The organism is Acidovorax sp. 94, from assembly GCF_003634645.1.
GTDB classification, from domain to species: Bacteria; Pseudomonadota; Gammaproteobacteria; order Burkholderiales; family Burkholderiaceae_C; genus Acidovorax; species Acidovorax facilis.
The window spans coordinates 37,149-63,261 of record NZ_RBJA01000002.1; the positions used below are offsets into that span (position 1 = coordinate 37,149).

The 26,113-nt window shown below is 59.5% G+C and carries 25 protein-coding genes; 21 read left to right on the plus strand and 4 right to left on the minus strand.

Annotated elements, in window-relative coordinates; all coding sequences use genetic code 11:
* Positions 1-9: 9 nt before the first annotated feature.
* Positions 10-1,203, plus strand: a complete 1,194-nt coding sequence (locus tag C8C94_RS24925) for a YqaJ viral recombinase family protein (protein WP_121423100.1) — start codon at positions 10-12, stop codon at positions 1,201-1,203.
* 72 nt (positions 1,204-1,275) lie between these two features.
* On the opposite strand, the gene C8C94_RS24930 is transcribed toward C8C94_RS24925, so the two are convergent.
* From C8C94_RS24930 to C8C94_RS25685, 4 genes are read right to left on the minus strand one after another with little or no spacing between them, the layout of a single operon-like run.
* Positions 1,276-3,333: a hypothetical protein gene (locus C8C94_RS24930; protein ID WP_121423101.1), complete on the minus strand. Its 2,058-nt coding sequence runs from the start codon at positions 3,331-3,333 to the stop codon at positions 1,276-1,278.
* A 9-nt stretch (positions 3,334-3,342) separates the two neighbouring features.
* Entirely contained in the window at positions 3,343-5,229 is a 1,887-nt protein-coding gene (locus C8C94_RS24935) for a type IV secretory system conjugative DNA transfer family protein (protein ID WP_121423102.1), read from the minus strand.
* A gap of 7 nt (positions 5,230-5,236) precedes the next feature.
* Complete coding sequence (locus C8C94_RS24940) at positions 5,237-5,704, minus strand: PH domain-containing protein (protein ID WP_055400053.1); 468 nt, start codon at positions 5,702-5,704, stop codon at positions 5,237-5,239.
* A complete protein-coding gene (locus tag C8C94_RS25685) occupies positions 5,701-6,333 on the minus strand; it encodes a hypothetical protein (RefSeq protein ID WP_158603855.1) in 633 nt (210 codons plus the stop codon). The genes C8C94_RS24940 and C8C94_RS25685 overlap by 4 nt, the downstream gene beginning before the upstream one ends.
* Before the next feature lie 129 nt (positions 6,334-6,462).
* On the opposite strand from C8C94_RS25685, the gene C8C94_RS24945 reads away from it, so the two are divergent.
* From C8C94_RS24945 to C8C94_RS25040, 20 genes are all read left to right on the plus strand, one after another.
* Complete coding sequence (locus tag C8C94_RS24945) at positions 6,463-7,011, plus strand: hypothetical protein (protein WP_121423104.1); 549 nt, start codon at positions 6,463-6,465, stop codon at positions 7,009-7,011.
* A complete protein-coding gene (traL, locus tag C8C94_RS24950; protein WP_055400059.1) occupies positions 7,008-7,289 on the plus strand; it encodes a type IV conjugative transfer system protein TraL in 282 nt (93 codons plus the stop codon). Before C8C94_RS24945 ends, traL begins: the two co-directional genes overlap by 4 nt.
* 2 nt (positions 7,290-7,291) lie before the next feature.
* The gene (locus C8C94_RS24955; protein WP_121423105.1) at positions 7,292-8,071 is read left to right on the plus strand and encodes a TraE/TraK family type IV conjugative transfer system protein; all 780 of its coding nucleotides are present in this window, start codon (positions 7,292-7,294) and stop codon (positions 8,069-8,071) included.
* 5 nt (positions 8,072-8,076) lie between these two features.
* The gene (locus C8C94_RS24960) at positions 8,077-9,090 is read left to right on the plus strand and encodes a type-F conjugative transfer system secretin TraK (RefSeq protein ID WP_121423106.1); all 1,014 of its coding nucleotides are present in this window, start codon (positions 8,077-8,079) and stop codon (positions 9,088-9,090) included.
* Positions 9,091-9,102: 12 nt separating this feature from the next.
* Entirely contained in the window at positions 9,103-10,623 is a 1,521-nt protein-coding gene (locus C8C94_RS24965; RefSeq protein ID WP_121423107.1) for a TrbI/VirB10 family protein, read from the plus strand.
* Entirely contained in the window at positions 10,620-11,153 is a 534-nt protein-coding gene (gene traV, locus C8C94_RS24970; protein ID WP_121423108.1) for a type IV conjugative transfer system lipoprotein TraV, read from the plus strand. The genes C8C94_RS24965 and traV overlap by 4 nt, the downstream gene beginning before the upstream one ends.
* A gap of 8 nt (positions 11,154-11,161) precedes the next feature.
* Complete coding sequence (locus tag C8C94_RS24975) at positions 11,162-12,028, plus strand: S49 family peptidase (RefSeq protein ID WP_055400069.1); 867 nt, start codon at positions 11,162-11,164, stop codon at positions 12,026-12,028.
* A gap of 9 nt (positions 12,029-12,037) precedes the next feature.
* The gene (locus tag C8C94_RS24980) at positions 12,038-12,388 is read left to right on the plus strand and encodes a hypothetical protein (protein ID WP_055400072.1); all 351 of its coding nucleotides are present in this window, start codon (positions 12,038-12,040) and stop codon (positions 12,386-12,388) included.
* A complete protein-coding gene (gene traC, locus C8C94_RS24985) occupies positions 12,389-14,788 on the plus strand; it encodes a type IV secretion system protein TraC (protein WP_121423109.1) in 2,400 nt (799 codons plus the stop codon).
* Between the two features lie 10 nt (positions 14,789-14,798).
* A complete protein-coding gene (locus C8C94_RS24990; protein ID WP_121423110.1) occupies positions 14,799-15,143 on the plus strand; it encodes a hypothetical protein in 345 nt (114 codons plus the stop codon).
* Positions 15,136-15,663 (plus strand): signal peptidase I, encoded by a 528-nt coding sequence (gene lepB, locus C8C94_RS24995; protein WP_055400077.1) that lies wholly within the window; start codon positions 15,136-15,138, stop codon positions 15,661-15,663. Before C8C94_RS24990 ends, lepB begins: the two co-directional genes overlap by 8 nt.
* Before the next feature lie 40 nt (positions 15,664-15,703).
* Entirely contained in the window at positions 15,704-16,639 is a 936-nt protein-coding gene (locus C8C94_RS25000; protein ID WP_158603856.1) for a TrbC family F-type conjugative pilus assembly protein, read from the plus strand.
* Positions 16,636-17,772, plus strand: a complete 1,137-nt coding sequence (locus C8C94_RS25005) for a TraU family protein (protein ID WP_233573618.1) — start codon at positions 16,636-16,638, stop codon at positions 17,770-17,772. Before C8C94_RS25000 ends, C8C94_RS25005 begins: the two co-directional genes overlap by 4 nt.
* Before the next feature lie 3 nt (positions 17,773-17,775).
* Positions 17,776-21,693 carry a conjugal transfer protein TraN gene (gene traN, locus C8C94_RS25010; protein WP_121423112.1) on the plus strand — a complete coding sequence of 1,306 codons (3,918 nt, stop codon included), beginning with the start codon at positions 17,776-17,778 and terminating at the stop codon, positions 21,691-21,693.
* Between the two features lie 8 nt (positions 21,694-21,701).
* Entirely contained in the window at positions 21,702-21,968 is a 267-nt protein-coding gene (locus C8C94_RS25015; RefSeq protein WP_121423113.1) for a hypothetical protein, read from the plus strand.
* A 193-nt stretch (positions 21,969-22,161) separates the two neighbouring features.
* Positions 22,162-22,812 (plus strand): hypothetical protein, encoded by a 651-nt coding sequence (locus C8C94_RS25020; protein WP_147433317.1) that lies wholly within the window; start codon positions 22,162-22,164, stop codon positions 22,810-22,812.
* Positions 22,813-22,815: 3 nt separating this feature from the next.
* The gene (traF, locus tag C8C94_RS25025) at positions 22,816-23,820 is read left to right on the plus strand and encodes a conjugal transfer protein TraF (protein ID WP_121423115.1); all 1,005 of its coding nucleotides are present in this window, start codon (positions 22,816-22,818) and stop codon (positions 23,818-23,820) included.
* Positions 23,804-24,268: a lytic transglycosylase domain-containing protein gene (locus tag C8C94_RS25030; RefSeq protein ID WP_121423116.1), complete on the plus strand. Its 465-nt coding sequence runs from the start codon at positions 23,804-23,806 to the stop codon at positions 24,266-24,268. Before traF ends, C8C94_RS25030 begins: the two co-directional genes overlap by 17 nt.
* A complete protein-coding gene (locus C8C94_RS25035; RefSeq protein ID WP_121423117.1) occupies positions 24,229-25,467 on the plus strand; it encodes a GspE/PulE family protein in 1,239 nt (412 codons plus the stop codon). Before C8C94_RS25030 ends, C8C94_RS25035 begins: the two co-directional genes overlap by 40 nt.
* The gene (locus tag C8C94_RS25040) at positions 25,451-26,113 is read left to right on the plus strand and encodes a thioredoxin domain-containing protein (protein WP_147433318.1); all 663 of its coding nucleotides are present in this window, start codon (positions 25,451-25,453) and stop codon (positions 26,111-26,113) included. Before C8C94_RS25035 ends, C8C94_RS25040 begins: the two co-directional genes overlap by 17 nt.

The following is a 26,113-nucleotide window of genomic DNA, read 5'->3' on the forward strand; positions in this document are numbered from 1 at the left end:
GGAGAATTCATGATCTACGTAAACTTCAAGGCGCAGTCCGGCACACCTGACACCGCCGAATGGCACAAGTGGCGCCAGCGTGGGATAGGCGGCTCTGATGCAATCATCATCGCAGCCGCCGAAGGCCTGGTCGAACCCCCTTCGTGGGTCCGACACATCAACGCGCTGTTCTTCGAAAAGCGCGGCTATGACTGCTTCAAGGTGCAGACCAATGAGGCAATGCGGCGGGGCACTGAGCTTGAGCCAATAATCCGCGAACGCTTCGAACGGCGGACAGGCATTCCGCTGATGCCATCGTTCGGAGAGTGCGAGTTCAACCGGCGGATCCGTTCGTCGTTCGATGGTGTTTCCTTCGACGACCGAATCACCGAGATCAAGGGCAGCGAGAAGTGCTACCAGCGCGCATTGCTTCAGGAAATCCCGGAGTACTACACACCGCAGCTGGCACATCAGTTCCTGGTCTACCACGGCCACCCTGACACCTGGAGGCCCGATCTCGTAGGCTATTTCTGCGCTGGTCATCCCGAGCTCGAGGACATCGCCACGGTGACCTACAACTCTGGGCAGCTCCAGTTCCTTGCGCGAAAGTTGCTTGCGGCCGAGGAGCGATTCATCGACTCGTTGCGCAAGAACGTGGCGCCGGCGGGAGGCCCCCGGTTCATGGAGTTCATCGAGAAGATCGAACCTCTCATCCGAGAGAAGCTTGCCGCAGAAGAGTTGGTCCTTGGTTCGAAGCAAACTCTAGTCCAAGCCATGTCGGAGGGGCAACGCGTAGACGGCTTCCAGCTGAAGCAGGTTACGCCAAAGCCAAAGACGGACTGGCGCGCGATCATCGAGGAAGTGGGCGCCACAGAGGACGAGATCGACAGATACCGGAGCAAGCCGGTACTCGCCTTTAACTGTTCACGTGCCAAGCCTTTGGATGTGCCCCTGAAGGACGCGATTGGTATGTACCATGGCCAGGTGAAGCGGCTGGCAGAGGCGGAAATCCAGCTCAAACCGGTGCAGGAAGAGGCCAAGGTGCTCATGTCCAGCCTGGGCCTGGACCAACTGGTAGGGCCCTACTTCTCGGTGGTGACGCGGCGGGGTACCCCTGCCTACAAGCGGTGGTGGACAGAGCGAGGTATCGACAAGTCGATCATCGCCCGTCACACCACGGACGAAGAGTCCGAATCGAGCACGCTAGAAGCGCTCCCTGCGTGACAAGTTCTGATCGCGCAATACAAAAAGCCACCTTCGGGTGGCTTTTTTCATTCTCGGATCCCAGCTTGCACCTTATCGGCGTCGGCTGGGGGATTTTGGTACCAGGTAGTAGCTGCGTCCTTCATGCTCAGCAAGGCTCGACCTTTGGGGCGGCAACATGTTCATTGCCTCCACCGCCTCGACAAGGAACAACGAGCCCATGTCTGTCCGAACCATCGGGTTCGAGCCTGGGTTCGACGTCTGCCAGGCGAATAGCAGCGATGCGTCAAACGCTAGCGGATCGCCTAGTGGGCCGCCCAGATCCTTCTTCTTTGAGGGACTCTTCCCGACGGTCGCCTGCCTCTTCACGAGTGCCCTCTGCACAAGCTGATCGTGCGATTCACCTTGGGACGGGAACACTGGCTCCGCGATAAACGATGGGCGCTTGGCCTCTTCGGAGTGTTCCACGTCGATGCTCGTGGCCAGGGCGATGATCGCCCGCCGTGCAACACTCGCAGAGGGCTCCTTTTTCACGAGGAAGATGGACGCAGATGGCGGATAGTATTTCCCCGCGTGCAGGCGGAACAGTGCCTGCTTGTCTTCCAGGACGCGGCAAATGCTCTGCTCGAAGATCGAGGCACAGTCCGCGCTGTGGAGCAGTTCTTCGGGCACAGGGTAGCAGTTGGCCTGAAGGCCCGCGATGATTTCGTCCATCATCAGGTAAGCCCAGTCTCCGAACCGATACGCCAGACCTCGTCCCCTGGCATTGCCGCTTCCATGTTGCGCCCCCTGCAGAAGAGCGAGCAGAGCTTCAAACCGAAGCCCATGGTCCATGCTAGGAGCCTCCCAGGAGCTCAACGCGTTGGAGATCGACTCAGCGTGTTGCGGTGGCGGTCCTGCTTCTCGTTGTGGCTCGGCTCGATAGGAGACTTCTGGCTCCACTTCCCGGCCGGCGAGCTCGCCCCACAACTCCGCACGGTCAGGCTCCTCCATGGCGGCCGTGTCGAAATTCTGCATCGATGCGGGCGCGGCAATGCCTTGTACACCGGTGGACTGATCCCAAGCGTGCACGGTACTTTGCGCGAAGTCGGCTTCATCCATGGGCGTCTGAAAGGGAGCAGGAATCGCAGGCTGTGCGTTCCCCAAAAGGGCAGGCTCGACATTGTCAACCGGTCCTTGTGCGTCCTCACTTGTGCCAATGAGACGGCCCTTTGCCTCCTCAATCCCGGTGAGGTTGTCGACGCGATAGAGGAGTTCAGTGAGGCTTCGGGCTCGATCGTCGATCCTCGGCGTCCCGGGAATGTGGGAGATCTTGTGGTAATAGCCCACTGCGATGAGGAGCCGCATCAGTTCCGCCGTGTCCAATCGCTCGCATTCTGGAAGCATCCTCAGAATTCGCGCGCCGATGGTGTCATGGTCCGCATGCACTTCGGTCCAGACACCAGCCTTTCCCTCTTGGTAGCAGATCGCTTTACCTATGTCGTGCGCGAATGCAGCGAGGGGTGGCAGCGGGTCGTCAGCGTCGAACGCGTGAGAAGGCTTGGACCGATCCAGAAGCTCGAACATCTTTGCCCCTGCCTTGTTGTGGTGCCCCGTGTATCTCCATTCCGCGCAATGACGGTGCATCATCAGAACCACGTTCTGCGAGTGGTCGATAAGACTGGCTCCCCCGTGGCCTTGAGGATGGAACGTTGCTGGCACGGACCGATTTGCCTGGAGGAACTCGGCACAGGCCGTCATGACCGCAGCATGGTCGGGGTGCGACGCCCTATATCGGTTCCACCATCCCCTCAGCTGCGGGTCCCACCACATTGTCATGTCGCCGATCCGCGCGCGCTTGACACACAGCTCTTGAGCCGGCGTTCCCGGAGTGGCCGCTAGGTAGAACCGTACTGTCGGCAAGGCACCCATCGAGTTCTTGATTTCGAAGCGCGTCTGGCCCGCTGCCCTTCCAAGTAGCCCCTTCCACTCGGAGTCGAATAGGTCGAAATCGGTGAACGAGAGGGCCGCGAACGCGCCCGCCGCGGCCATCACCATCAAGAAGAGCACCAGGGAGTAGACGAGGTCCAGTGGCTGATCAGAGAAGAGGGCGCCGGCAGCCAGCGCGATGATGTTCCAGCCAATGAAAACGGAGAGCAAGGCTCGCAGCATTCTTGCTCCTTACAGAGGACTAAGGCCGCGCCCGGCGCCACGCGAGGAGGTACCCCCTTGGCTCTCGGAAGAGGTCCACCGCTGTGGGTTCTTGTAGAAGTCCAGTCCCTTGACCGTAGGAGTCGCGAGGCGATTCACCGCGTACTGCCCGATGGATTTGTAGAAGTCTGCCGTGAAGTCGAACTTGGGAATCTTGATGTGGTAGATCTGCGAGTTGCCATACAGGACGAGTGCCTCGCCCTTGCCCAGCTTCTGAAAGGTCGTCGGGTGGACCCGAGGTACACGCTCGGAGCGCTTCGTGATGCCCATGCCGTCCGAGCGGGTGCGATTCGCCGTGGAAAGCTGACCTTCGCTCGCGCCTGTCGCCGACGAACGGCTGCTGCTCACGCTGTAGGCCATTGCTTCCTCCTCTCCGAACATTGCCGAACCAGCCGCGACAGTCTCCTCTTCACCGAGCTTGAAGAAGATCTTTGTCCAGGTGTTCCCGACGACCATCGAGCGGAACTCCGGGCTCACGGAATCCAGGTTCGCAATGGTCTGAATGGCTGGGACCAGGGCTTGGTGCGCTGATCGACCTTGCTCGAACATCCGAGCCCACGATTGCGTGGCGTAGCTCCCCGCCTCGTCGAAGAGGCCAAGAGTTGGGGGCCATGGTCGCATATGCTTCGGAAGCTGCTGGATCCAGCTGATGGCGGTCCGATAGTCCCCGGTGAACATCTTCCCGAAGTTCGACGCCGCTTCGGCCTTTCCCATCGTGGGGAGGGCGACGTAGATGATCCTGTTCGCCATGATGTCTTCGAACAGGTTGCACTCCGGACTATAGGTGTTCGTGAACTGCCCAAAGCTGCCAGTCCCGAAGCCATATAGACGACCGCCAATCCCGCCGAATAGATCGCGCATCTTCTTCATGTCGAGGGTCGGATTGCCGCCAGCCTCTCGCGAGGCGACCTTGAACTGGTCTAGCCAGAGCTTGAACATCCGCCCGCCTTCGGAGTCCAGGTTCACTTGGCGCTCGAGGTGCATCATGGCCGCGGGCGATTGCAATGCAATGGCAAGGTCCAGAAAGTTGTACCCGATTCCCCGCATGCCGGCGATGTGCTGGTTTGCCGGAATGTCATTGAAAGCATTCACGAGGGTCGCGATGGCCTGATTCGCAGCCTGGCGATAGTAGTCGGTGCCAGGGCTTCCCTCGCTCGCGGGGATGAGCGACAGGACGCGGGAGGCGATCTCGTCCGGGTCCCCAAACAGGACCGGGTTGTAAGTGTTGGACAGGTTCGGGTCTCCGGCATGGATGACGCGTAGGTCCGCCGCTCGTCCGGCCCAGCAGGCCATCGCATAGATCTTCTGGAGATTGTCCGAGTCAATCTTTCCGTCCACGAAGACAACGCCGCCACCACGCGCTATCTGCTGGAGTGTGACCCACTCGGCAAGGACGGTCTTCCCGACACCTGATTGCCCTGCAATGAGCGCATGTCGCATCCAGTGCTCCCAGTCCACGGTCACAGGGCGGCCAGTGACGACGTCATAGCCAAGCATCATCCCGTCCCAGTCGTTCCATCGTGCGGGGGAGGGCAGATCTACATCCGAAAGGATATTCACCTTGGACTCGTGCGCCCGTCTTGGCGACAGCGCGACTTCGCGCATGGTCCGCCCCAGCCGCCATGCCCCAGCCGCTGAGAGGCCCATTGCCGATGCTCCAATCACACCGGAGGAAATAGCCGACGCAATCGGGGCACTTGCTGAGAGGCTGCTCACAAAGCTGCTGGCGAGTGATGCGATTCCGGGATTGGCCAGGGTCAGTCCTGCAGCGATAGATCCTGCCGTCAGCAGGTCTTCTCGCCCGCCGAACTCGATGACAGGGAGAAGCTCGCGAAGTGTGCGCTTGGGTTTCGACATGACTTCCTCAATCGGTGGACGTTTTTCCGGGAGAGGCGATGCAACGCTGGGCTAGCTGCATCACCGTTCTTGGCGTGTAGATGTCATCGAACAGCACGTCGGGTTCGTCGGCCGCGGCGGTGTTGAAGGTGAGGGTGCCGACATCGAAGATTCGGCCGATGAGCGACTGAGTCATGTTCACAGACCGCACGTCCCGCAACATCACGGTGGTCGTGCTCACGCTGAAGATGCCCTTTCGCGAGGTGACACGGCCATCCTCCAGGACGTAGAGGTGGGAATAGCGCCAATACAGGGCAGGTCCCGCGGCCAGCAGAGCGAGGCCGTTGAGCCAGTACACGACCGTCTCTTGCACCACGGGCGATGACCACGTGTCAAGGCCCACGTAGAGGGCCAGTGCCAGAAAGGCGAGTGAGCAGCCGATGTTCAGAACGTAGGTGCGCCAGGCCGGACGCAGGCGAAGTGGAAGCTTCTTCACTTGAGGCCTCCTGCGGCGATGGTCTTGCAAGGCGTGACGTATGCGGGTGTTGCTGCGTACAAGGTCTCCTCCAGCGCGACACATGCTTTGAGGCTCTCGGGGATGCCTCGCATCGCACCGTGGTGGTACCAGTAGTACGCCGCCCATGGGCTTTTGGCCTGTCCGTCCCAGCCGTGAAGGTAGGCGAAGGCTAGGTCATGAGCAGATTCCACGCTGCCTTGATTCAGGGCCATTGCGTAGAGCGCGGTGGCTGTCGGGCGCTCGTTGCGCTCGAAGGCCTGAGCAAGCGCGCGGCTGACTTCCGCGCTTCGATGACGCGCGGCGTAGCTAGCCGCCCACGCGGCCGCATCCTGGGAGTTGCCAAACCATGAGTAGATTTGCGGGATGGAGTCGCTTGCAACCAGCTCAGGCCTTCCTTCCAGGCGCGACACCCTTGCTTGGGGATCCGGGATCTCGCAGCCGATCTTCTTGAAAACTGCTGCTCGGGCCGACGCGTCGTACACGCCCGAGGCCTCGGCTCGATAAATGCGGTGCTGGTCCCCAAAGGACAAGCAAGGGGCGGGTGCCGTCGCACAACCCGTCAGCGCAACGGCGCAGAACGCTAAAAGAACAGGCAAGGCAGGGCGCATGAAGGCTCCTTGTTTAGATGAAAGTAACGAAACAATTATACGTTTTGACGCAACAAACGCGAAAAACAGAGGTGATAACAAAATTGTTCTTGGTGTCTGGTCGCTGAATGGCGTAACATAACGCACCAAATGCACCAATCCTCCTTGCAAGACATGTTTGTTACCCACTGCTTGAAGGCTGCGGCCATCCTGATCCCGGTTTGCGCGCTGGTCGCCGGATGCTCGGCCCCGCTGCCGCCACGGCAAGAGGCCTACCGGCTTGCGGACATGGCGGGCGCGCCGGTCTATGGGGCACGAAACGCCGACCGCGTCGATGACCTCGCCATCGTCGTCTGGGACAAGCCAGTGCGTTACGTGAGAACCAAGCCTGGGAAGGCGTCCGTCGGTTCGGCTGCGTTGTCGACGAAGCAGATCGCGCGCGTTGCCGTACGCCATGGCGAGGCGGACCTTCAAGGCGTCAAAACCACATCGCTCCTGCCAAAAGACGCGGAACGCTACTTGGTGGATTTCGTCGTCGCGACAGAGACCGACCTTGAGGGCATCGACAAGGCATGGGCGGAGCAGGTCTTGCCCAAGTTCCTGGCAGCGGGCTATCAGCGCGGGAAGTTCGTTGTGGCCGGAATGAAGGTAATGGCTACAGATAACCCAGTGATCGAGATAAGGGCAATTCTGCAATGAGAACTATCGATATCCCATCCGCGATCGTCGACGATCCTCCGCATATCCTCTTCTGGGAGGCCGATGAATTTATTCCGGCCCTCACAATTTTTGTGATTCTCTATCTCTGGGATATGACATTCCTTGCCATCGTGGCGTCGATAGCTTTCACAAAAGCATTCGCACGTGTCAAGGGATCGAATATGCGAGGCCTGTTGTTTCATATGCTGTGGTGGCCCGGGCTGATTCGGATGAACTCGGTTCACGACAGCGGCCTCAATCGACGATTCGACGACTAAAAATGGATTTCAAAAAATACGCACAAAACCTGAGCTGGATGCAGTTCGCACTGGCCGGTTCGCTTGCCACGAACGTGCTGCTCGCCATGGCCTCAGTGATATTTATGTTCTCCTACTCGTCACGAGAAGTTGTCACGCGTGTGATCCCTCCTCAAATGACGCAAGGGGCGGAGATTGGTTCCAGGGCGGCAAATGCCGAATACAAGAAGGCTTTCGGACTATTCTTTGTGAACCAAGTCGCAAATCTCCAGCCGCTCTCCGCGCCCGGGATTATCGACACGATGTCAACTTTTGTCTCGCCAGCGATATTCGGTGAGTTCCGCAAGCAAGCACTTGAAGTAATCAAGGATCCAGTCCTGAATGCGGCTGCAGTAAGCACCGACTTCTCACCTAGTCAAGTTCACTATGAAAAGGAGACTGATCGGGTGTTCGTGATTGGGACACTGCGGACAAAAGGAGCAGGCGTAGATAAGACGCGGAATATTGTCTATGAGCTAACCGTCGCAATTTCCGATGGCAGACCATGGATTACGCATTTCACGTCCTATGTAGGAAACATTCCACAGAGTCTCACCATTCTCATGGGGAAAGCGAAGAACAAGATCGAGGACATTGAACCGGCACGACAGCCTGTGCAGCGCCGAGAGGAAACTCCAGAGGCCCAGGCAGCCAGTGAAATCGACGCTCAGGGAATTATCGTGCAGCGCGACCTGCCCGTACGCAACCTGAAGGAGGCGATTCAAACCGAGTTGAAAGAAAAACCAGCAATTAAGGCCGATTAATACCCATGTTCAATAGCAACAGAAAATTGTGGACTGCATTTGCCGCGCTGATTCTCAGTGCGTTTGCAAACACGTTATTCGCTCAACCAGGTCCAGGCGAGGAGGCGAAGGCTCCAGCGAAAGAAGGTGCAGTCTCGGTCAAGGGGGAGTCGAAGCAAACGGTCATCCAACGCGGCGCGCCCAGCGAAGCGTTGAAGGCAGCTGCCGACCTGCGCACCCGCGCGGGAATGGCACCGCCCCCAGAAGTCCGCGATATTCGCCTTCCGGGCTTGAAACCCGACGATCCACAATTCAAGCCCTTTGTCCTGCACACACGGGTGGGCGTGAATGAGATGGTCACGCTCTCGTCGGATTTTCTGAATCGAATCTCGACTCCGTTCGAAGATCCCATCGTGGTTGATATTACCGACCCGAAGTCCGAGAAACACAAGATCACGGGCAGCGAGGTGTATTACCTCCCCTCTGGTGTCGACCCCATCGGGATCTACATCTTTGACAAGGGCAACCCGACCCAGACCATCAGCCTGACGATTGTCCCAAGGGCAGGTATCCCGGGCCAGAACTTGCTGGTCAAGCTGGAGAACTTCCGGTCCGTCAGGCAGCTTTCGCTCGTGCCAGATGTTGGCCCCGTGGTGAAGCCTGCTTCCAACGACTTCGAGGCGATGCTGGCCTCGCTGGTGGTAGGCGCGATTCGAGGGAACGTCCCTGGATTCTCGCCCGTGCCACTGGAGGTCGGCGAAGCACGCATTGATGACGTGCGCATCGTGCCGAACTTCGTCATGCAGGGCAGCTACCTGGACATCTATCGCTACAAGCTCACGAACGAAGGGACTGTCCCTATCGACATGAACGAGGGGGCGTTCTACCGCGAGGGCATCAAGGCTATCACCTTCTTTCCGCAAGTCTCGCTACAACCTGGGGAGTTCACGTACGCTTTTCTGATCAGTGAGAAGGCGACGGACTTCAGCAAGGACTTTGCTTCCGAAGAGCGGCCAGCTGGTCGGCGCACTTCGAAGTGACGGGAGCCCAGCATGGAAATTGACAAGCTGAAGGCCAAGCGCGTTCTCTACATCACCGCTGCCGTCATCGTTCTTTTTGGCGTTGCACTTCTGATGGCGGTCTGGGGCGACAAGAAGAAGCAGAAGAGCCCTTCCCTGAAGAAGCCGGAGGTGACTATCTATCGCGAGGGCGGGCTCACAGGCGTTGAGCAATTCACCTCGGACATGAACTCAGTCCGTAAGAGCCTCTCCGACCTGACAAAGATCGCTGAAAAGCAGCAGAGCTCCATGGAGACGCTCAATCAGCGGGTTTCCGAACTTGAGAAGCCACAGAGCCGTGCAAAACATGGCGATTCGCCTGATCGCGAACGGGACGCACCAGCTGAACGGGTGCCCGAGTTCAATGTCAAGCGCGAAACTCTCGATCTCAAGGCTGCCCCACCTCTCGCGCCACCTTTGCCGCGTCCTCTGGCTGGGGCCGGACCAATCGGCGCCCCGGCACCTGCCGTGCCGCCAGCCAGTGCTGCGGAAAAACCCGGGCAGCCAGCCGCAAGTGTGCAGCCGCGCCAGATCAATATCACCGATTCAAGTGGCCAAAGCTTCGACTTCAAGAAGGTGAAGGAAGAGAAGGCGCAGGCGTTTGAAGCCGCCTTTGACGCGAAGAAGGCGCAGAACGTGTTCATGCCCGTGGGCTCTATGTTCACGGCGGTGATGCTCACCGGCGCGTCCATGCCCACGTCGGCCGCGACACAAAAGAACCCGATTCCTATGGTGTTCCGCGTGAAGCGCGAGGCGATCCTTGCGAACTTCGCTTCCATCGACGTGCGCGACTGCTTTTTGCTGGCCTCCGGCTACGGGCAGATGGCCACTGAGCGCGTGATTCTTCGCGGCGAGGCACTGACCTGCGTGCGCCCCGATGGCGGTGTCCTGGAGACGCCCTTGTCTGCCTACATCGTCGGCTCAGATGGCCAAGTAGGTGTTGCGGGCCGCCTTACCAGCAAGCAGGGCCAGCTGATCGCAAATGCTCTCCTCGGCGGCACCATCTCTGGACTTGCGTCCCCACTCCAAAGGTCAAGAGTGCCTGCCCTCAACCTGGCACCTGGTGCAGGCTCGATCTACGAGGACGAGAGCATGGGCCAAGTGCTTCAAAGCGGCGTTGCTGGCGGGTTCTCCCAGACCGCCAGTGCCATCGCAAAGCACTATTTGAAGCTCGCGGAAGAGACGTTCCCGGTCATCGACGTGGCTGCGGGCGAAGTGGTCACGGTGGTCGTGAGCCAGGGCGTACCCCTCCCGCTCAAAGGATCGACCTCGCTGAACCGAATCGCCGCCGACTCAGGCGATGGTGCGGTGAGAACCGCGCTGCACCGGCAGACATCGCAGCCGAAGGGTGGAGAAGCCGCGGCGCAAAAAGATCCTGCGAAGCAACCCCAGGCGCAGCCTGTCTGGCAATCCGGCGCAGCTTTTGGCACGCCGGAAAGAGATAGCTCCAAGCCAGAGTCGCTGAGCGACGACATTAATTCCGCAATACGAAATACCCTGGGGGCACTCAAGTGACAGAACAGAACAAACTCCATCGAATTGGCCTGGGCGCAGCATTGATCGTTGCTTCGGTAGCCACCGTCGGCTGCGCGTCCACCTTCAACGTCGGCGAGACCGAGTTCGCCTGCAAGAAGGAGGAGGGATGCCCGACGCCAATCGAGGTCTATGAGGCGACCCATGGAAACTCGTCCGAGGTACGCATGGGCCGCACGCCGAAGAGCTGGAAGGCCAGCTCCAGCGACGTTGTGCGATTCAACCAGGACACAAGGGCCAGCAAGGAGACACGCGGCCTGATTGACGCCACAGCCGTCAAGGTGCCGGGCGACAGGGCGGTTCGCCCCCTGCGGTCGGGATCGGAGGTAGCGCGGATCTGGATTGCACCCTGGATTGATGAGGCGGACAACCTTCACTGGGCACGCTACACCTTCGTCGAAATCTCGAAGCGCCGCTGGGAGGTTGGTGAGAAGGAGATCAGGAGCGGCGGAACCTCCGTGCCATTTGTGCAGATCCGCGGCGATCGCGAACCAGGGGTGCTGAGGAAATGAAAACTCCAATGGATACCTACTACGAACTCGCCTCCCGCGATCTGCGGGCGAACGCACGCTGGAAGACGATGCGCCGCCTCGCCTGGGGCGCTGTAGTGGCCGTGGTACTCACGCTCTGCGTACTGATCTTGTTCAGCGGAGAGAAGGACGATCAAAACGTCGTGCCAGTCGTCCGAATCACGGGCGAGATCGGCCCGGCACTAGACATTGACAGCCTGCATCGCCAAATTGAGCGCGCTATGGCCTCGTCGAAGAGCGGGATCATTCTCGCCATCGACTCGCCTGGTGGAGACCCCAATCACGCGGTGAGGATCAAACATCGCATCGCGTCGGTGGTTCGCGAGTTCCCCGAGAAGAAAGTGGTTGCCGTATGTGAGCGGCTGTGCGCGTCCGCCGGCTACATGATCGCCCTGGAAGGCTCTGTCATTGCGGCAGGTCCGTACTCGCTGGTGGGCTCGATTGGGGCGGTTCTGATGAACGGGAACTTCTCGGACCTCCTCAACAAGGTTGGAGTTACCTACAAGGCCTACGCATCGGGTCCCTACAAGGCGATGCTGAATCCCTACATCCCTTCGACCGCGGCAAACGAGGAGAAGGCGATGCAGATCGTGAAGACATTGGGCGCCAGATTCTCTTCGGAGGTCCGGGAACGAAGAAAGCTCTCCCCAGCCGCCGATATTGATGGTGGTGAAGTCTGGACCACTGATGTCGCCCTCGAGATGAAGCTCATTGACGAAGTGGCCGTGATCGAGGACGTTGCTGAAAAGCACTTCGCGGGTGCTCGCCCTGTTGTTGTGAAGCGGGGCCGCTCGCTGCCCAGCGCTCTTCAGTCAGTGAATGAGTGGCTCGCTGGCCGCGTGAATCTGTTGTTCTAGGGGACGAATATGGAAGTAGTCAAATCGATCGCCATTGCACTGGCGGTGTACGTGGTGGTGTCTGTGTCCGTGTACTTTGGATACACGCGGATGAACCAGGATCACGCCGCGCCGGAAATCAAGATCGCAACGATCGACATTCGGAAAGTGAGCGACGAAATTTTCAAGAGCGGTGGCATTGGGTCTGCCGGCATCAGCGACGCGGCCCAGCTTTCCGACCGAATCCAACGTGCCTCCAAGTCACTGGCTGACCAGGGCTACTTGGTGGTTAACAAGCCGCTGATCCTGGCTGCGCCGGAGACTCTGGAAGTCTTTGACGCCACGGGCGATGTGGTGAAGGCAGTCCTGGGAGATCGCTAGATGGCCAAGCGAAACCGACCATCCGTCCACATCCCGGTCCTGGCATACGACTCTGACAACTATGTCTTTCAGTGCCGCGGGGGATACCTCGGCGTTTGCTGGGAATCTGCGCCCATGGTTGGTGCGGACGACCAGACTGCGGACATGTTGGCGAACGCATCGTCTCTGCAACTCCCGGCCGGCTCGTTCCTGCAGTTCAGCATGATCGGCCTCCCTCACATCAAGCAGTACACGACGTCCTACCTGAAGGTCAAGGCGGAGGGCATGCATCGTGTGGAGAGCTCCGAGACGCAACGGACGTTGCTGGAGGTGTCATCGCGTCGCGCAGCGTTCATCGAGGCTGGCGCGAAGGAGCCGCTGCTCCCAAGCTCAGGCCAGCTCATGCACGATCGGCGCCTGATCATCAGCCTCAAGATTCCAATCGCGGGCCTGAACCCGACCGAAAAGGAAGCCAAGTTTCTGTGCGACGTGAAGCTGAAGTACGAGGACAGTCTGCGTGCCGCAGGCATCTTCGGGCGGCCGATGCGCGGCAAGGACTATGTCGACCTAATTGCCTCGCTCTATAAGTCGGGGGAAGGCGCACAGAACATCGAAGTGGTCGACAACCTCACGCTTGACGAGCAGTGCTTCCAGCCAGGGGACCGCCTGGACACCGAGCTTGACAGACTGGTGCTGAACGAGGCGACCGACATCCGAGTGCTGGGGGTGAAAGCCCTTCCCAAGAGCGCCAGCCTCGCGCTGGGCTACATGATGCTGGGCGACTACCTCGGCAACAACAACCAGTTGCGGTGCCCGTACCTTCTCTCGCTGTCCATTCATTTTCCGGACCAGGCGAAAAAGAAGTCCGACATGAAGACCAAATCGGTCATCGCGAGCTACCAAGCCTTTGGCCCATTGCTGAAGTTCATTCCTCGCCTCGCTGCGAAGAAGAACAGCATGGACATCGTGATGGACTGCATCGAACGCGGTGAGCCCGTCATCGAGGCGAGCCTCGGTGTTGCGCTGATCCATTCAGACAGCGAACTACTTTCGGGCGCTACGGCAGCGCTGGCAACCTACTACGACTCGCTCAACATCACCATGCAGGAAGAGAAGGGAATTGTGCTCCCTGCATTCACCAACCTGCTTCCGTTGGCGCCTACCGCAGAGTCGGTCAAGAATCTGTTTCGGTACTCGACCATGGGCGTTAGCCATGCGCTGGCACTGGCCCCCCTGATGGGCGAGTGGAAGGGCACGGAGCGTGACAAGGCCGCGATGCTCTACGCGACGCGCCGTGGGCAGGTGGGCACTCTGGACTTTTACTCAGGCTCTGCAAACTACAACGCCGTGGTTTTTGCTGGATCAGGTGCCGGCAAGTCGTTCTGGGCCCAGCAAGTGGTCAGCGACTACCTGGCCGCAGGCGCCAAAGTCTGGACCATCGACGTCGGCCGAAGCTACTACAAGCAGTGCAAGGCCTACAAGGGCGAGTTCATTGACTTTCGGGCCGACTCTGGGATCTGCTTGAACCCATTCACGAACGTTGTCAAGATCGATGACGAGGTGACCCTCATTGGCGCACTGATCGAGAAGATGGCGGCGCCTGTGAAGGGCTTCGAAGACTTCCAGCGGTCGTCAGTTGAGCAGGGAATCAAGGCGGTGTGGGGGTCCCACGGGAATGCCTCGACCATCGACGACGTCGCCACCTACTTCCTGGAGCAGGACGACCCTCGTATCAGTGACATTGGCGCTCAACTCTTCTCGTTCACAAAGCAGGGCTCTATGGGCTCCTGGTTCAACGGGCGCGCGAACGTTGACCTTTCGAAGGACTTCGTCGTGTTGGAGCTCGAAGAGCTCAAGTCCAACAAAGTCCTCCAACAGGTGGTTCTGATGCAGGTGATCTCGGCGATTCAGCACGAGATGTACCTGGCCGGCAAGTCTCGGCCCTTGATCCTGCTGCTCGACGAGGCATGGGACCTCCTCAAGGATCCCATTGTGGCGCGGTTCCTCGAAGACGCATGGCGTCGATTCCGCAAGTACGAAGGATGCGGGATCTTGATCACCCAAGATATTGCGGACCTGTACGAGTCGGCTTCGGGCCGTGCCATTGCCACGAACTCCGACTTCAAGATCGTGATGAAGCAGAACCCTGAATCAATTGCCCGCATCCAGGACTCCAAACAGCTCGTCCTGGGCGCAAACGTCTTCCAGCAAATGGGTTCCGTGCACACGGTACTCGGCAAGTACTCCGAGTTCATGGTGATCTGCTCCTCGGGGATCGGGATTTTTCGCTTGATCACCGATCGCTTCTCGCAGGTCCTCTTCTCCACCAAAGGACGGGAGCGTAGCCAGGTCATGGCCGACATCGATAGCGGCAAACCTGCAGTCGACGCTGTGAACGACTACATCGCCGAGTTCGGCTGAAAGGGTAAACATGTTGGGTCGAACAATTGTTTTCGTTGCGGTCGTCCTCACGGGTCTTTGGGCGGCGGCCGTCTTCAACGAGAAGGATGAATGCGCGAGGCTCGAGCGACTGCTCGCGGTCGTGGACATGCCAGTGGAGATCGCGCGCATGTTCAACGCCAGTGACTCGTCCTGGTCGGAGTTTCAGCACAAGGCCTCGCTGCAGGCAAGAGATGCGCTCCTGCCCGGTCGGGACTGCAAGTTCCTCGGTGCGCGCGAGAAGCAGTGGCAAGGAGAGGTGATGGAGCGCGTCACCCGCGGTGGGCTTCCACCCGAAGAGGCAGAGGTGATTCTCCGGGGGAAAAGCCGTGAGTAGAACGGCTGGGTCGTACATCCGCTGGACGCTCGCGCTTTCGGCTATCACCGGTGCCATCGGCGGCTCAATCCTTGCGTCCCCGTTCCGCCTTGGATTCGATGTGCAGAGGTTGTTGGGATTCCCAAGCTGTCTGCCGTCCTATGTGTACTTCCTGGACTACCGCAAACCCATCCGCGCGCCGAAGCGCGGCGACTACGCGGTCTTCAGCTATCCGGCTACCAACCTTGGAGTCGGGGCCCGAGAAGGGCAACGCGCCGTCAAGATCGTGGCGGCGCTACCCGGCGAGCTGGTGGAGATCGCGGGGACCGAGCTGTATATGCGTGGGGTGCCTTGGGCCTACGACCGACTGTGGCTGGCCAAGTCGATTTCTGGAAAAACTGTTGGGGATTTTGATGCGAAGTACAAAGTGCCAGAAGGCACCTGGTTTGCGTATGGCACCGAGAAGGAAAGCCTTGATAGCCGCTACTTTGGGCCTGTTGAGCAGTCTCGCATCGTCGGATACGCGAAACCCCTCTTTTGAGGAAGCGGCTCGAATGGCCGCGTCGCAGTTCTCTGCGCCCATGCAGCCCTACATTGCGGAGCGCGAGCGCACCCTTGAGGGCACCGAAGAAATCGTGGTGTTGATCTCTTCCTCGATGCCTGCCGGTGCGCTACGGGCGCTGTTCGCCCAGGCGCACGAGTATGGCGCGGAGAAGGTTCGTTTTGCGGTCCGCGGGTTCGAACCGCGCCAGTTGGGCCGGACCATCGCGGGCTTCAGAGCTCACTTCCCCGACCCCGCATCAGAGTACGTTCTGATCGACGTGGATCCAAACGTCTTCCGCCAGGTCGAGGCGCAAGCCGTGCCCGTGTTCCTGGTCAAGGACAAGGAGAGCTGGTTTGAATCACGCGGAGAAATCAGCTTGTTTGGCGCTGTGGAGAACGTCCGCAAGCGCGGACCATTGCAAATCGGGCCGATGTACACCATCGCAGAACCTGACGTGCTGGACGTAATCCAGAAGGAGGGCTCAAAGCTGGACTGGGCCGGCATTCAGGCGAAACTTGCCGACAAGGCCTCTAGGGGCGAGGTTCGAGCTCAGTCCATGCTCCCGACGGCTGGAGAGACTAGGCGCATCCGGCACTCGCCCCGCGTTGCGGTCCAGCAGGACGTGGTCGTGGTGGAGCAGGGAAGGTACAAGGTGCTCGCACCTGCAGGTGGCTTGGTCAATCCGCTGGCGCATTCGAAGTTCGACCGGACCGTGGTCGTGATCAACGGCCAGGACGCGAGCCAGATCGCTCTGGCGCGGTCATGGGTGAAGCAGTACGGCGCCCGGAGCGTGGACGTCTTCTTTGTGTCTTCGGCAGAGGTCCCACGTCTTCAGCAAGAGATCGGCGCCCCGGTATACCCGCTCTATGACTGGATGTCGGGCGCGTTCGGTGTGGAGGCCGTTCCAGCGCTCGTACGGCCGGAGGGGCAGGAACTGGTGATCCAGTACGTTCGGCCGGGGGATCGGCCATGAGCAAGATGCTTTCACACCTTTTCCGGTGCGTGGCGTTCGCCGTGCTGTTGGCCGCCACATCGAGCGCCTGGGCCGAGGCCCGCAGCACGATGTGCAACAACTACTCGATGCTCAAGAACATGTTCACTGACGTGTGTTGGAGCGGCATGTTCCCGATCCGCATCGCAGGTGCCACGATGATCTCCGGAAAGAGCGGGGTTCCCGAGGACGCCTACAAGAGCCCACTGTGCAAGTGCGGTGGGGACATTTCGAAAGGCCAGTTTCCGAAGATTGGGTTCTCCGTGGGATTCTGGGCTCCAGCCAAGGTCATCGACGTCACACGCCAGCCCATGTGTTTTGCCTCGCTTGGGGGAACGCGTGCGTCCATGCCCAGCATTGGCTGGTTCGGTTCTGGAAGCAACACCGGCCGGGCCGACCGCAGCAACGGCTTCTACAACTGGGTCGCATACAGCGCGCCTCTGATTTACATGATGCGGCTGCTCGATGAGAACGCCTGCGCGCCCGACGGATTGCTGGACTTCGACGTCATCAACATGAGTCCGCTGTTTCCGAACTGGAACGATGTTGTGGGGCGATACGCGGCGTTCATGAACCCTGAAAGCATGTTCCTTGGCACCGTGAGCGCGCTGGCCACCATGCCGATCGACTCGATGAGCACCATCGTTAATGACAAGCCCTTGAACTATCTGCACTGGGCAGCAGGGCAGTGGGGGATGCTCTATCCAATGACGGGCTTTGACGAGTCAAGCAGTACCTCGGACACCGTCCGCTTTTCCTCGCTGATCGCTGCGCGCTCGATGGCCCTGATGCACCGCCTCGGGCTGCTGCGCGGCACCGTCGGTGGATCGAACATCTGCGAGCGCAAGGTGCAGCCCATCATGCGTAAGGATGCGTTCCGCTGGCAGATGGTCGCTCCATCACCCGAGTACAACACCATTCCTGGTGCGAGCGGAAACGGTGCCACCGTACGAATGATCGACCGGCCCCATGGTCGAGGAACCTGTACGCACCCGACGGGCCTGCCTACCCCCTTGTGGGGCATGTGGCGCAACGTTCCCGCCACCGGCGAAGACCACTCCTACATGATCTTTCAATACACCGACTGCTGTTTCGGTATTACCCCCGCTCCCTAAACCATGTGGCTCAAACTCACCGGAAGAATCCTGATAGCCGTTCTCGGGTTCAACTACAGCGTTGGCGCCCTTGCCCAGGCCGTGACCACGCGGATGGAGCAGTCAGCGCTCGATGCTGCTACGACCAAAGAACGAAACGTCACAGGCTGGATTGACCAACCTGCAACGCTCCCAGGGCCGACCTCGCCGAACGTCACGCCGTTGGCAGGTTCCGCGATCTACCGAGCGCCGACGGCGGGTGACGTCAGCCTTGATCGCGCGGCTTCGACCAAGTGGTCCACCCAGTTTGCGCCCGCCTCGAAGGCCGCAACGCTGGACAGCGCCCAGTCAGGGCAGGACATGGCCTCGCAGTCACTGGATGCGCTGATGCCCAACCCGAATGCGGACTACAACCGTGCTCAGGATGGTGTGACATCGACCAGCAGCACGGGGAGAAAGGTCAATGTCAACGAGCTTTTTCCAAACTTTAACCAGACTGAGGCGAACGAGATGTCACAGATGGGGAAGGACACGTATGCCGACCCCACAAAGCTTGAGGCTTTGACGAAACAGAACTCTCGCAACCGTCGCAAGGATGGGTGCCGGAGGACCGAGTTCGTGTCGCTCTACAAGCAGCAGACAAGCTCAGCTCGCGCGGCCGATGCCAATCACCGGATCTACCGCATCACCTTCCAAGAAACCGAGAAGCGGGCTGTGGTGGGTGCCCCCGAGAAGAAGGCGTGCTTTCGCAACGGCAATCCGAACGCTGAGTGCGTCCAGGAGCCTTTGTTCGACGTGGACACGAAGGCCTCGACCTACTCGCAAGGCCAAGTGCGGCTGCAGCTGCCGACCCTCGGCGCGAGCGCGAGTACCTGGCAGGACCAGGTCGACGAGGGACATGCGATTCGGTACGAGTACACGCCATTTTCAGCAGGCACGAAGTACAACTACTTCACATACAACCACAGGCTTTTCTTCGTGGTCAATGGTGCAATGCAGGATGCCACGCAGCATGTAGCGAGCTACGGGACGGCAAAGGACAAGTGGACGTCGGTCATCACCACGTCGGTTCCCCAGGGAACCAGCGAGGTGATCTTGCTTGCGGACTTGTACCGGACGGAGGTGAACTACTACGAGCCTCCGCCATCCGGATGCATGCCAGATCCCCCGACGACATGCGCAATCCCATCGCGAGGCGGGGACGTGATCAACTGGTGTCCTGGTGAGCGCGGTGCATCAGTGCTCGAAATGTATGACGATCGCCGGCAGGACACGGCCGCAAACACTGGGCACAAGTGGGTCAACGACGCGATCGCGAACACAGCACGGAACGACCACTCCAGCGACACTGGGCTTCAGGCGCAGATGGTGGGAAAGATGAACGCGTCCTCTGGCACGAAAGCCATGGAGCTAGTCAACTCTTGCAATCGGATCAGCGACGGCAGCTTCACGCAGAACGGCGGGAAGCCATACAACCGGGAGCAGGTCAACAACTGCGAGAAGATCATCAAAGAGGCCTTCACCCCGAACGGATGCTCTGGCATGCAGCGCCAGTTTGGACTCGCTGAGGTTGGGGATCATGTCTATCTGCGAGTCCGTGGGTGGAACAAGGTCAAGCTGCCAGTGCTGGACGCGCTCGGGAAGCCGACGGGCCAGTTCACGTACCGCAGGGACCCTGTCCCTGTGCAGGGTGCCGTCGCGAACATCGCGAGATTCCCGGTTCTGTCGCCCGCTCTTGACTGCCCGGATTGCAATACCGAGCCGGAGGAGGGCTACTACGTCGAATACATCCACTCTCCTTTCGGAGGTGACCCCAAGAAGACGGGCGTGAGCCGCATCCGAATGCTCGGGGGCACGGCGACCGCGAGCCACTTTGGTCGCCCTTCGGATGGCTGGCTCCCAGCTGTCAGCGCCACCGCAGACAGCTCGCGCACCGAAGTTGAGTTCGCTGCCGCCTTGCAAATGGTCACGGTGAATGAAATCACCGGTTGCAACGACTACCTCAAGATGGTTAGCGACAACCTATGCAAAAAGCCGACTATGGCCTGCACGGACCAACGCTCGACCGTGACGAGTGGTTCGGTGACGTTTGGCCACGGGCTGGCGACTTCGGGATTCATTGACATGCTGAGCCCATGGCTCAAGGGTTCCGCGTCCTTCCCGGACTACGCCGAGGCAGGCCCATCAGCTCCAAATGCGAGCGACAGTGAAGACTGGTTCGGCCTGGACAAGATGTGCTGGGGAGCCAAGGGCGGCCCGCTGCTGCAGTGCGGGAAGATGGAAGGCGAGGGAGTCCAGTTTGACGAAATCACGGAGGGCGACAAGGTCTACCAGAGCAACTGCGCATACGCGGAAAACGTCGACGGAAAGAAGCTCTCTCAGTGCCGCCCGCTGCCGGCGTTCAGCGTTTGCGCGGACCAGCGGTTCGTCGGCTTGTTCTCGGGGATTTGCTATGTGGAAAACAAGGCATTCGACTGCGGGGAGCAGGCTCCGGGAAACTGGACCACCGACACCGAGAACCAGGTTGATGTTTGTCAGGGCACGCTGCGGTGCGTAGGCACCGAGTGCACGCGGCCCAATCTGACAGGCTCGTCCAAAGCTGACTTCGCGACAGCGGCCAGTGGCATGGAAGCGCTCAACATGATGAAGTACGACATGGTGTGCGCGGAGACTGGAAAACCGCCTGCATCGCTCACGGAAACCTGCACGCTGTCCATTTTTGGCGGGAAGCAGTACTACTGCTCCTATACCGTCGGTAGCGGGAAGGTGATCACCGATGTGGCACTGGTAGATGGGAACTGCTGCCGTCAGGCCCGAAAGGACGTGAAGAACGAGGCACCCAACTGGATGCAGTACCTGCAGGGCTACTACATCGTCAAGAAGATCGGCGAGAACTCGATCACCCAAAGCTACCTTGCCAACACTGGGATCAAGGATGTCTACAACAACGCTGGGCGCTTCTACGGAGAGGTTTCCGATCAGATCACTGCGCCGTTTCACGATCTCTATGACAAGGGCTCGGCCTTCATCAACGACTCCATCGTAAAGCCGGTGAGCAGCGGTCTCGATCGATTCTTTGGGGCATCGGGTTCGTCCACCACCATTCCTGCGGAAGCCGCGGCCGATGGAGTCACGAAGCTCCCAGCAGCTCAGTCCTACTTCGGGAAGTTCGGCAGTGCGTTGAAGAGCTTCCAGCAGGAGCTGATGAAGCGTGCTTTTGAGTTTGTGAATGCAATCAGCCCAGAGCTGGCGAATGCCATCTTCATGGTCGGTCCGGACAAGGTCATCACGCTCACTCCCGGGTTTGAATTGGCGATGAATTCGTACTTGATATTCCGCCTTATCGTTCAGATCATCTTTGCCTGCAAGACGCCGGAGTACGAGTGGGCGGCAAATGAAAAATGGCGATTGTGTTCGTTCGCGGGGACTTGTTGCTCTAAGAAAGTAGCATTTCTGGGCTGCATCCAGAAACGTGATTTGTACTGCTGCTACAAGTCCATTGCAGCGCGAGTGATCGCGACAGAGATCTTGCGGAAAGGGTTGATTCCTGGCCGCTCGGGGTACCAGGTTCAGGGGTGTTCTGTGAACTGCAGCGGGTTCACGCCTCAGGAGCTGGGCCAGGTGGACTGGGCGCAGGTCGATTTGACGGAGTGGACCGATTCCTTGATCGAGTCTGGACTCATCAACCCGCAAAGCCCGGAGTCGCGCTACGGGGTGCAAGGCAATGAAATTGATCTGAGCCGCTCGCTCGCCATCGAAGACTCCACCGCTGACATCGATCGCACAGTGCCTGCCGTCAAGACCGTTGAACTGCTCAAGGAAAACAGTTCTGAGCTGCTTGACATGTCCCGCGCTGTAGATCAGTTCGAGAACTGCTACGACCCGAATGACAAATCGAAGATGCCTTCATCGTATGCAGCTTGCAAACCAGCGGAAAAGTAGGAGGACGTGTGGAAGTTGTGGGCGCATTGATCTTGATCGTGATCGCAGTAGCCATCGTGGCCTTGAAGAAGGCGTTCGATGGGGATGAGGACGATGAGGAGTACGTCGCCCGGCAGCGGCGGCGGAGAAAGCAGCGCCGGGCCCGGCGGCGCGACGTCGATGAGGGAACGCATGATGAGCATCGGATTGGTCAGACGAATCTTGAGAACGTGCCGTTGTTTGAGCGGTATGGCGGCGGCGGCAACTCTGGGCCTAGCCCTGGGCCCGGCCAGTAGCGCGAACGCTCAGACGGGGATACCGACGGACCGGATAGGTGGGAGGCAGGAGGCAACCCACCCTCTTTGCGTTCTCTCGCGCGCTCAGGACAGGAAGAATCGCCTCGCCTGGCTTGACGGGATTTCTCGCCGGGAACCTGCTCACCTGCTGATCCATGCCGAGAATATCTACACGGGCCAGCTTGACTTGCCGATGCGCTCGCTGCAGTCCGCGCTAGAGGAGTCAGCACGGCAGGGCCTTCCGCAGGCGCAGTACAACCTGCTGTTCCTGGTCTACAGCCGCTGGGTGGCTGGCGAGCAGGTTACCCAGCAGGAGGTTGCCGATGCGCTTGCAAAGGTCCAGATCGGCACGTTCCGCGGTCAGCTGGCGTTCAAGATGGGGTACATCTACTCCTTGTTGCGCGAGTACGTGCTCCAAGTCACGGACGGTCCGACGCTGGAGGGCTATCGCTTGGCGGCCGGCTATGGGAACGCTGACGCGGCGTATCGCTATGTGGTGGGAGTGCTGCAGCACCGGTCTGAACAGGTGGCTGCCGATCCTGAGCTTCGCCGATATCTGAAAAAATTGGTGAACACCTTGAGCGGGAGATCGTCGCAGCTGATGGCGCTGCGGGGCGTCCTTTGGAAAACAGGGTTCTTTGAGGGCACCCCGCAGGCTCGCGCCTACTATGGCCAGCTGTACAAGCGAGTGAGCGAGCTGATGGGCGCGCGTGCGGCAGGAAATCAGGGTGCTGCAGCCCGATCAGTAACAAAAGTGGACAGAGATGCGGAACGGCTAATTCAAGTACAGCATTTGATAAGCGTAACAATTGCGGTAGACTACGAATTCGTTTGTCAGCAATGATCCATGCGTTTACTACCCTATTTGTTACCGGCAGCAATGCTGGTGACCGCGAGCTTCGTGTCCGCGGCCGATCAGCCTTTTCTGACTGACAAGGCCCGCGGCTGGTTCTGGTACGAAAAGCAGCCGGACCCCCCGCCTCCTAAGGAGAAGGAGCAGAAGCCACCACCGCCGGTTGCCGCCGTACCCGCCAAGGCTGCTTCCAGCCCAGCGGCGCCGGCGCAACCTGGTCCATCCACGTTCTCGGTCAAGTGGTTCCAGCAGAACTACTCCAAGGTCATGGAAGATGCGATCGACGACCCTACCGACGCCAAGATGGACAAGTACCGCTACGTCACCCGTGTAATGGTGGACAAGGCGACAAACTTCTCTCACAAGTTCCAGGAGCGTGCTGTCCTGGATGCCGCGCTCGACGAAACAAATCGCTTCCCCATCAGCAGTGCGATGCGGTCGGACTTCTACCGCCAGATCAACCAGAACAAAGCGCACTATATGCGCCAGTTGGCGGACCGGGCTGGGCTCTGGGTGTTCCTGGACGCGGAGTGCAGCTTCTGTGAGAGGCAGTACCCCATCGTCAAGCGGATGGCCAAGGAGCATGGGCTCTATGTGATCTTCATCACCAAGCAGGGCGGTCCCATCTTTGACATGAGGTCAGACGACGAGGTCCTGCCGGACGCCGGGCACAGCAAGGTAATGCAGGTTTCTGTGTACCCGGCAACTGTCCTGGTGGCGCCCCCTGACAAGCACATCGTGGTGTCCCAGGGCATGCTGTCGGAAGACCTGATCGTAGACCGCGTGCTGTTGGCCGCGAAGCACATCGGGCTGCTGGATGAAGGTCAGTATGCCGAGGTGAATCCGAACTACTCCGGCCTCCTCTCGCCACAGCAGATCTCAAAGCTCGGTATGGTGGACTTCTCTGACCCATTCTTCACTAGGAAGATTCGGGACGCCGTAGTGGCGAAGTCCGCCGACCTCTCGCGCTCTAGGGTGAACCATGAAAAAACTCGCTAGCGCGATGCTCGCGTGCGGGATCCTCTTCGTGGCACCCGTGGCCTGGGCCAGGATTGACGAGTGTCTGCGCAGCGCGGCCGCCTACCAGCAAGTTCCGCACGAGTGGCTCGTGGCCATTGCGAAGACCGAGTCGAACTTCAATCCTGCGGCGGTCAACCGCAACAAAAACGGAACCACGGACCACGGGCTTTTGCAGGTGAACTCCGTGTGGCTGGGGACGCTTGCGAAATTTGGAATCACCGAGCCGGACCTATATGACCCATGCATCAATGCTCAGGTAGGCGCCTGGATCCTGGCCCAGAACATCCGGCAGTTTGGTTTTACCAACGAGGCGATTGGGTCATACAACACCGGGCCCAACGGAAAACCTGCCGCCAAGCTCATCTACGTACAGAAGGTTGTGAAGTCATGGAACAAGCTACAGCGACGCGGCGCGTCCGGGAAGTAGACGAACAGCCGCTGCAGTTCATCTCTACGTCCAATAGCGATGCTCCAGCTGTGGACCTGTTGAACAAGCTCATGTCGATCGCCATCGATCACGAAGTATCCGATATCCATTTCGAGTGGTTCGAGACGGAGATGATCGTCCGGTTTCGCCACAACGGAGATCTGCAGGAAGTTCGGAGAGTGAGTCTGGAGATGGCGTCCAGCTTCAACGACAAGATCCGCATGAAGGCGCGATTCTCGATGGTGGAACGCCAACTGCCACACGATGGAAAGATCCGTTTCAAGTCGTTGGAGTCCGGAAAAGTGGTGGACCTGCGGATCTCGATTCTGCCTACCACCCACGGTGACTCAATTGTCTGCCGCGTGCTGGACGGCGCCAAGAACCTCCAGACTCTTGATGCTATCGAGATGGATGCCGATATCAAGGAGGCGATGCGCGAGGTCATTTCCAAGCCTCAAGGTCTCTTTCTGGTGACAGGGCCCACGGGGTCGGGAAAGACGACGACCTTGTACGGAATCATCCTGACGCTTCGAACCCCCTTGAACAAGATCAACACGGTCGAGGACCCGGTGGAGTATCAACTCGACGGGATCTGCCAGTCGGAAGTCAACCTGAAGATGGGTTTCGCGCAGGCCCTGCGCTCCATGCTCCGCCAGGACCCGGACGTCATCCTGGTCGGGGAAATCCGCGACGGAGAGACGGCGGGTGTTGCTGTCCAGGCCGCGCTCACTGGCCACCTCGTGCTCTCGACATTGCATACGAACAGCGCGGTGATCACGCTGTCGCGGCTTCTAGACCTCCAGGTCAATCCGAACGCGTTGGCGGCGGGACTGGGCGCGGTCTGTGCACAGCGGCTTATCCCGATTCTCTGTGAACACTGCCGGGAGCCCTATGAGCCGGATGATTTTGAGCGATCGCACCTGGTGCGTCATGGGGTCGAGGCCCCTTCGCTCATCTATCGCGCGCATGGTGCGGGATGTGAACACTGCATCGCGGGCTACCGCAGCCGCAAGGCTGTCATCGAAATGTTCACGGCGACGCCAGCGGTGCGGATTGCGATCGAAGCGTCTGACATTCACGCACTGCGCAAGGCCGCCGAAGCGCAGCCCTACTACCGAACCCTGGAGACCGCCGCAGTGCGAGAAGTCGCGCGCGGGGTCACATCATTTGAAGGAGCAAATCGTGCAGTTGGAACCTAACCCTTCTTCTCCCACGCGCAGGGCCTTGCTGGGTCTCGCTGCAGCGCTGCCTGTCGCCGCGCTTGCCCAGAAAGCGTCGATGCCCGATGTGGGCGGTACCAAGCCATACAAGGTGCTGCGCAATCCGGTCGCCAATGACAAGCTGCGCGTCCGGGAGTTCATCAGCTACGCGTGCCCGGCATGCCAGCGATACCACGCCGGCATCGCGCAATGGGCCGAGTCACTACCGCGCACGCTCAGCTTTGTCGTGAACCCTGTGATCCTGAATGCATCCAGCCAGGCGGAAATCACGCTGATGTCGGCCAGGGTTGCGCTGGGGAAGCTGGCGCCCGGCACGATGGCGAAATTCGATGCGGATGCGCTTGAGCTGATGCAGGCCAAGGGGAATAGCCCGTCGCTCGCAGACATCGAAGGGGTCGTCTCTCGCTATGGCGATGCCGGGAAGGCGCTGGTGGTGATGCGCCAGAAGCAGACCTTGGCGCAAATCGAACAGTGGCTTGACGCGGCTGGGCGCTATGAGGTTCTGAAAACCCCCTCCCTCGGCGTCCTGGGCCAGTTCGTCGTGACGCCGGAAGACGCGGCAGCGCGGGCAGAACTGTTCTTCGGATTGCTCAACGGTCTTATCAGCCAATCCATCAAGGCCTGA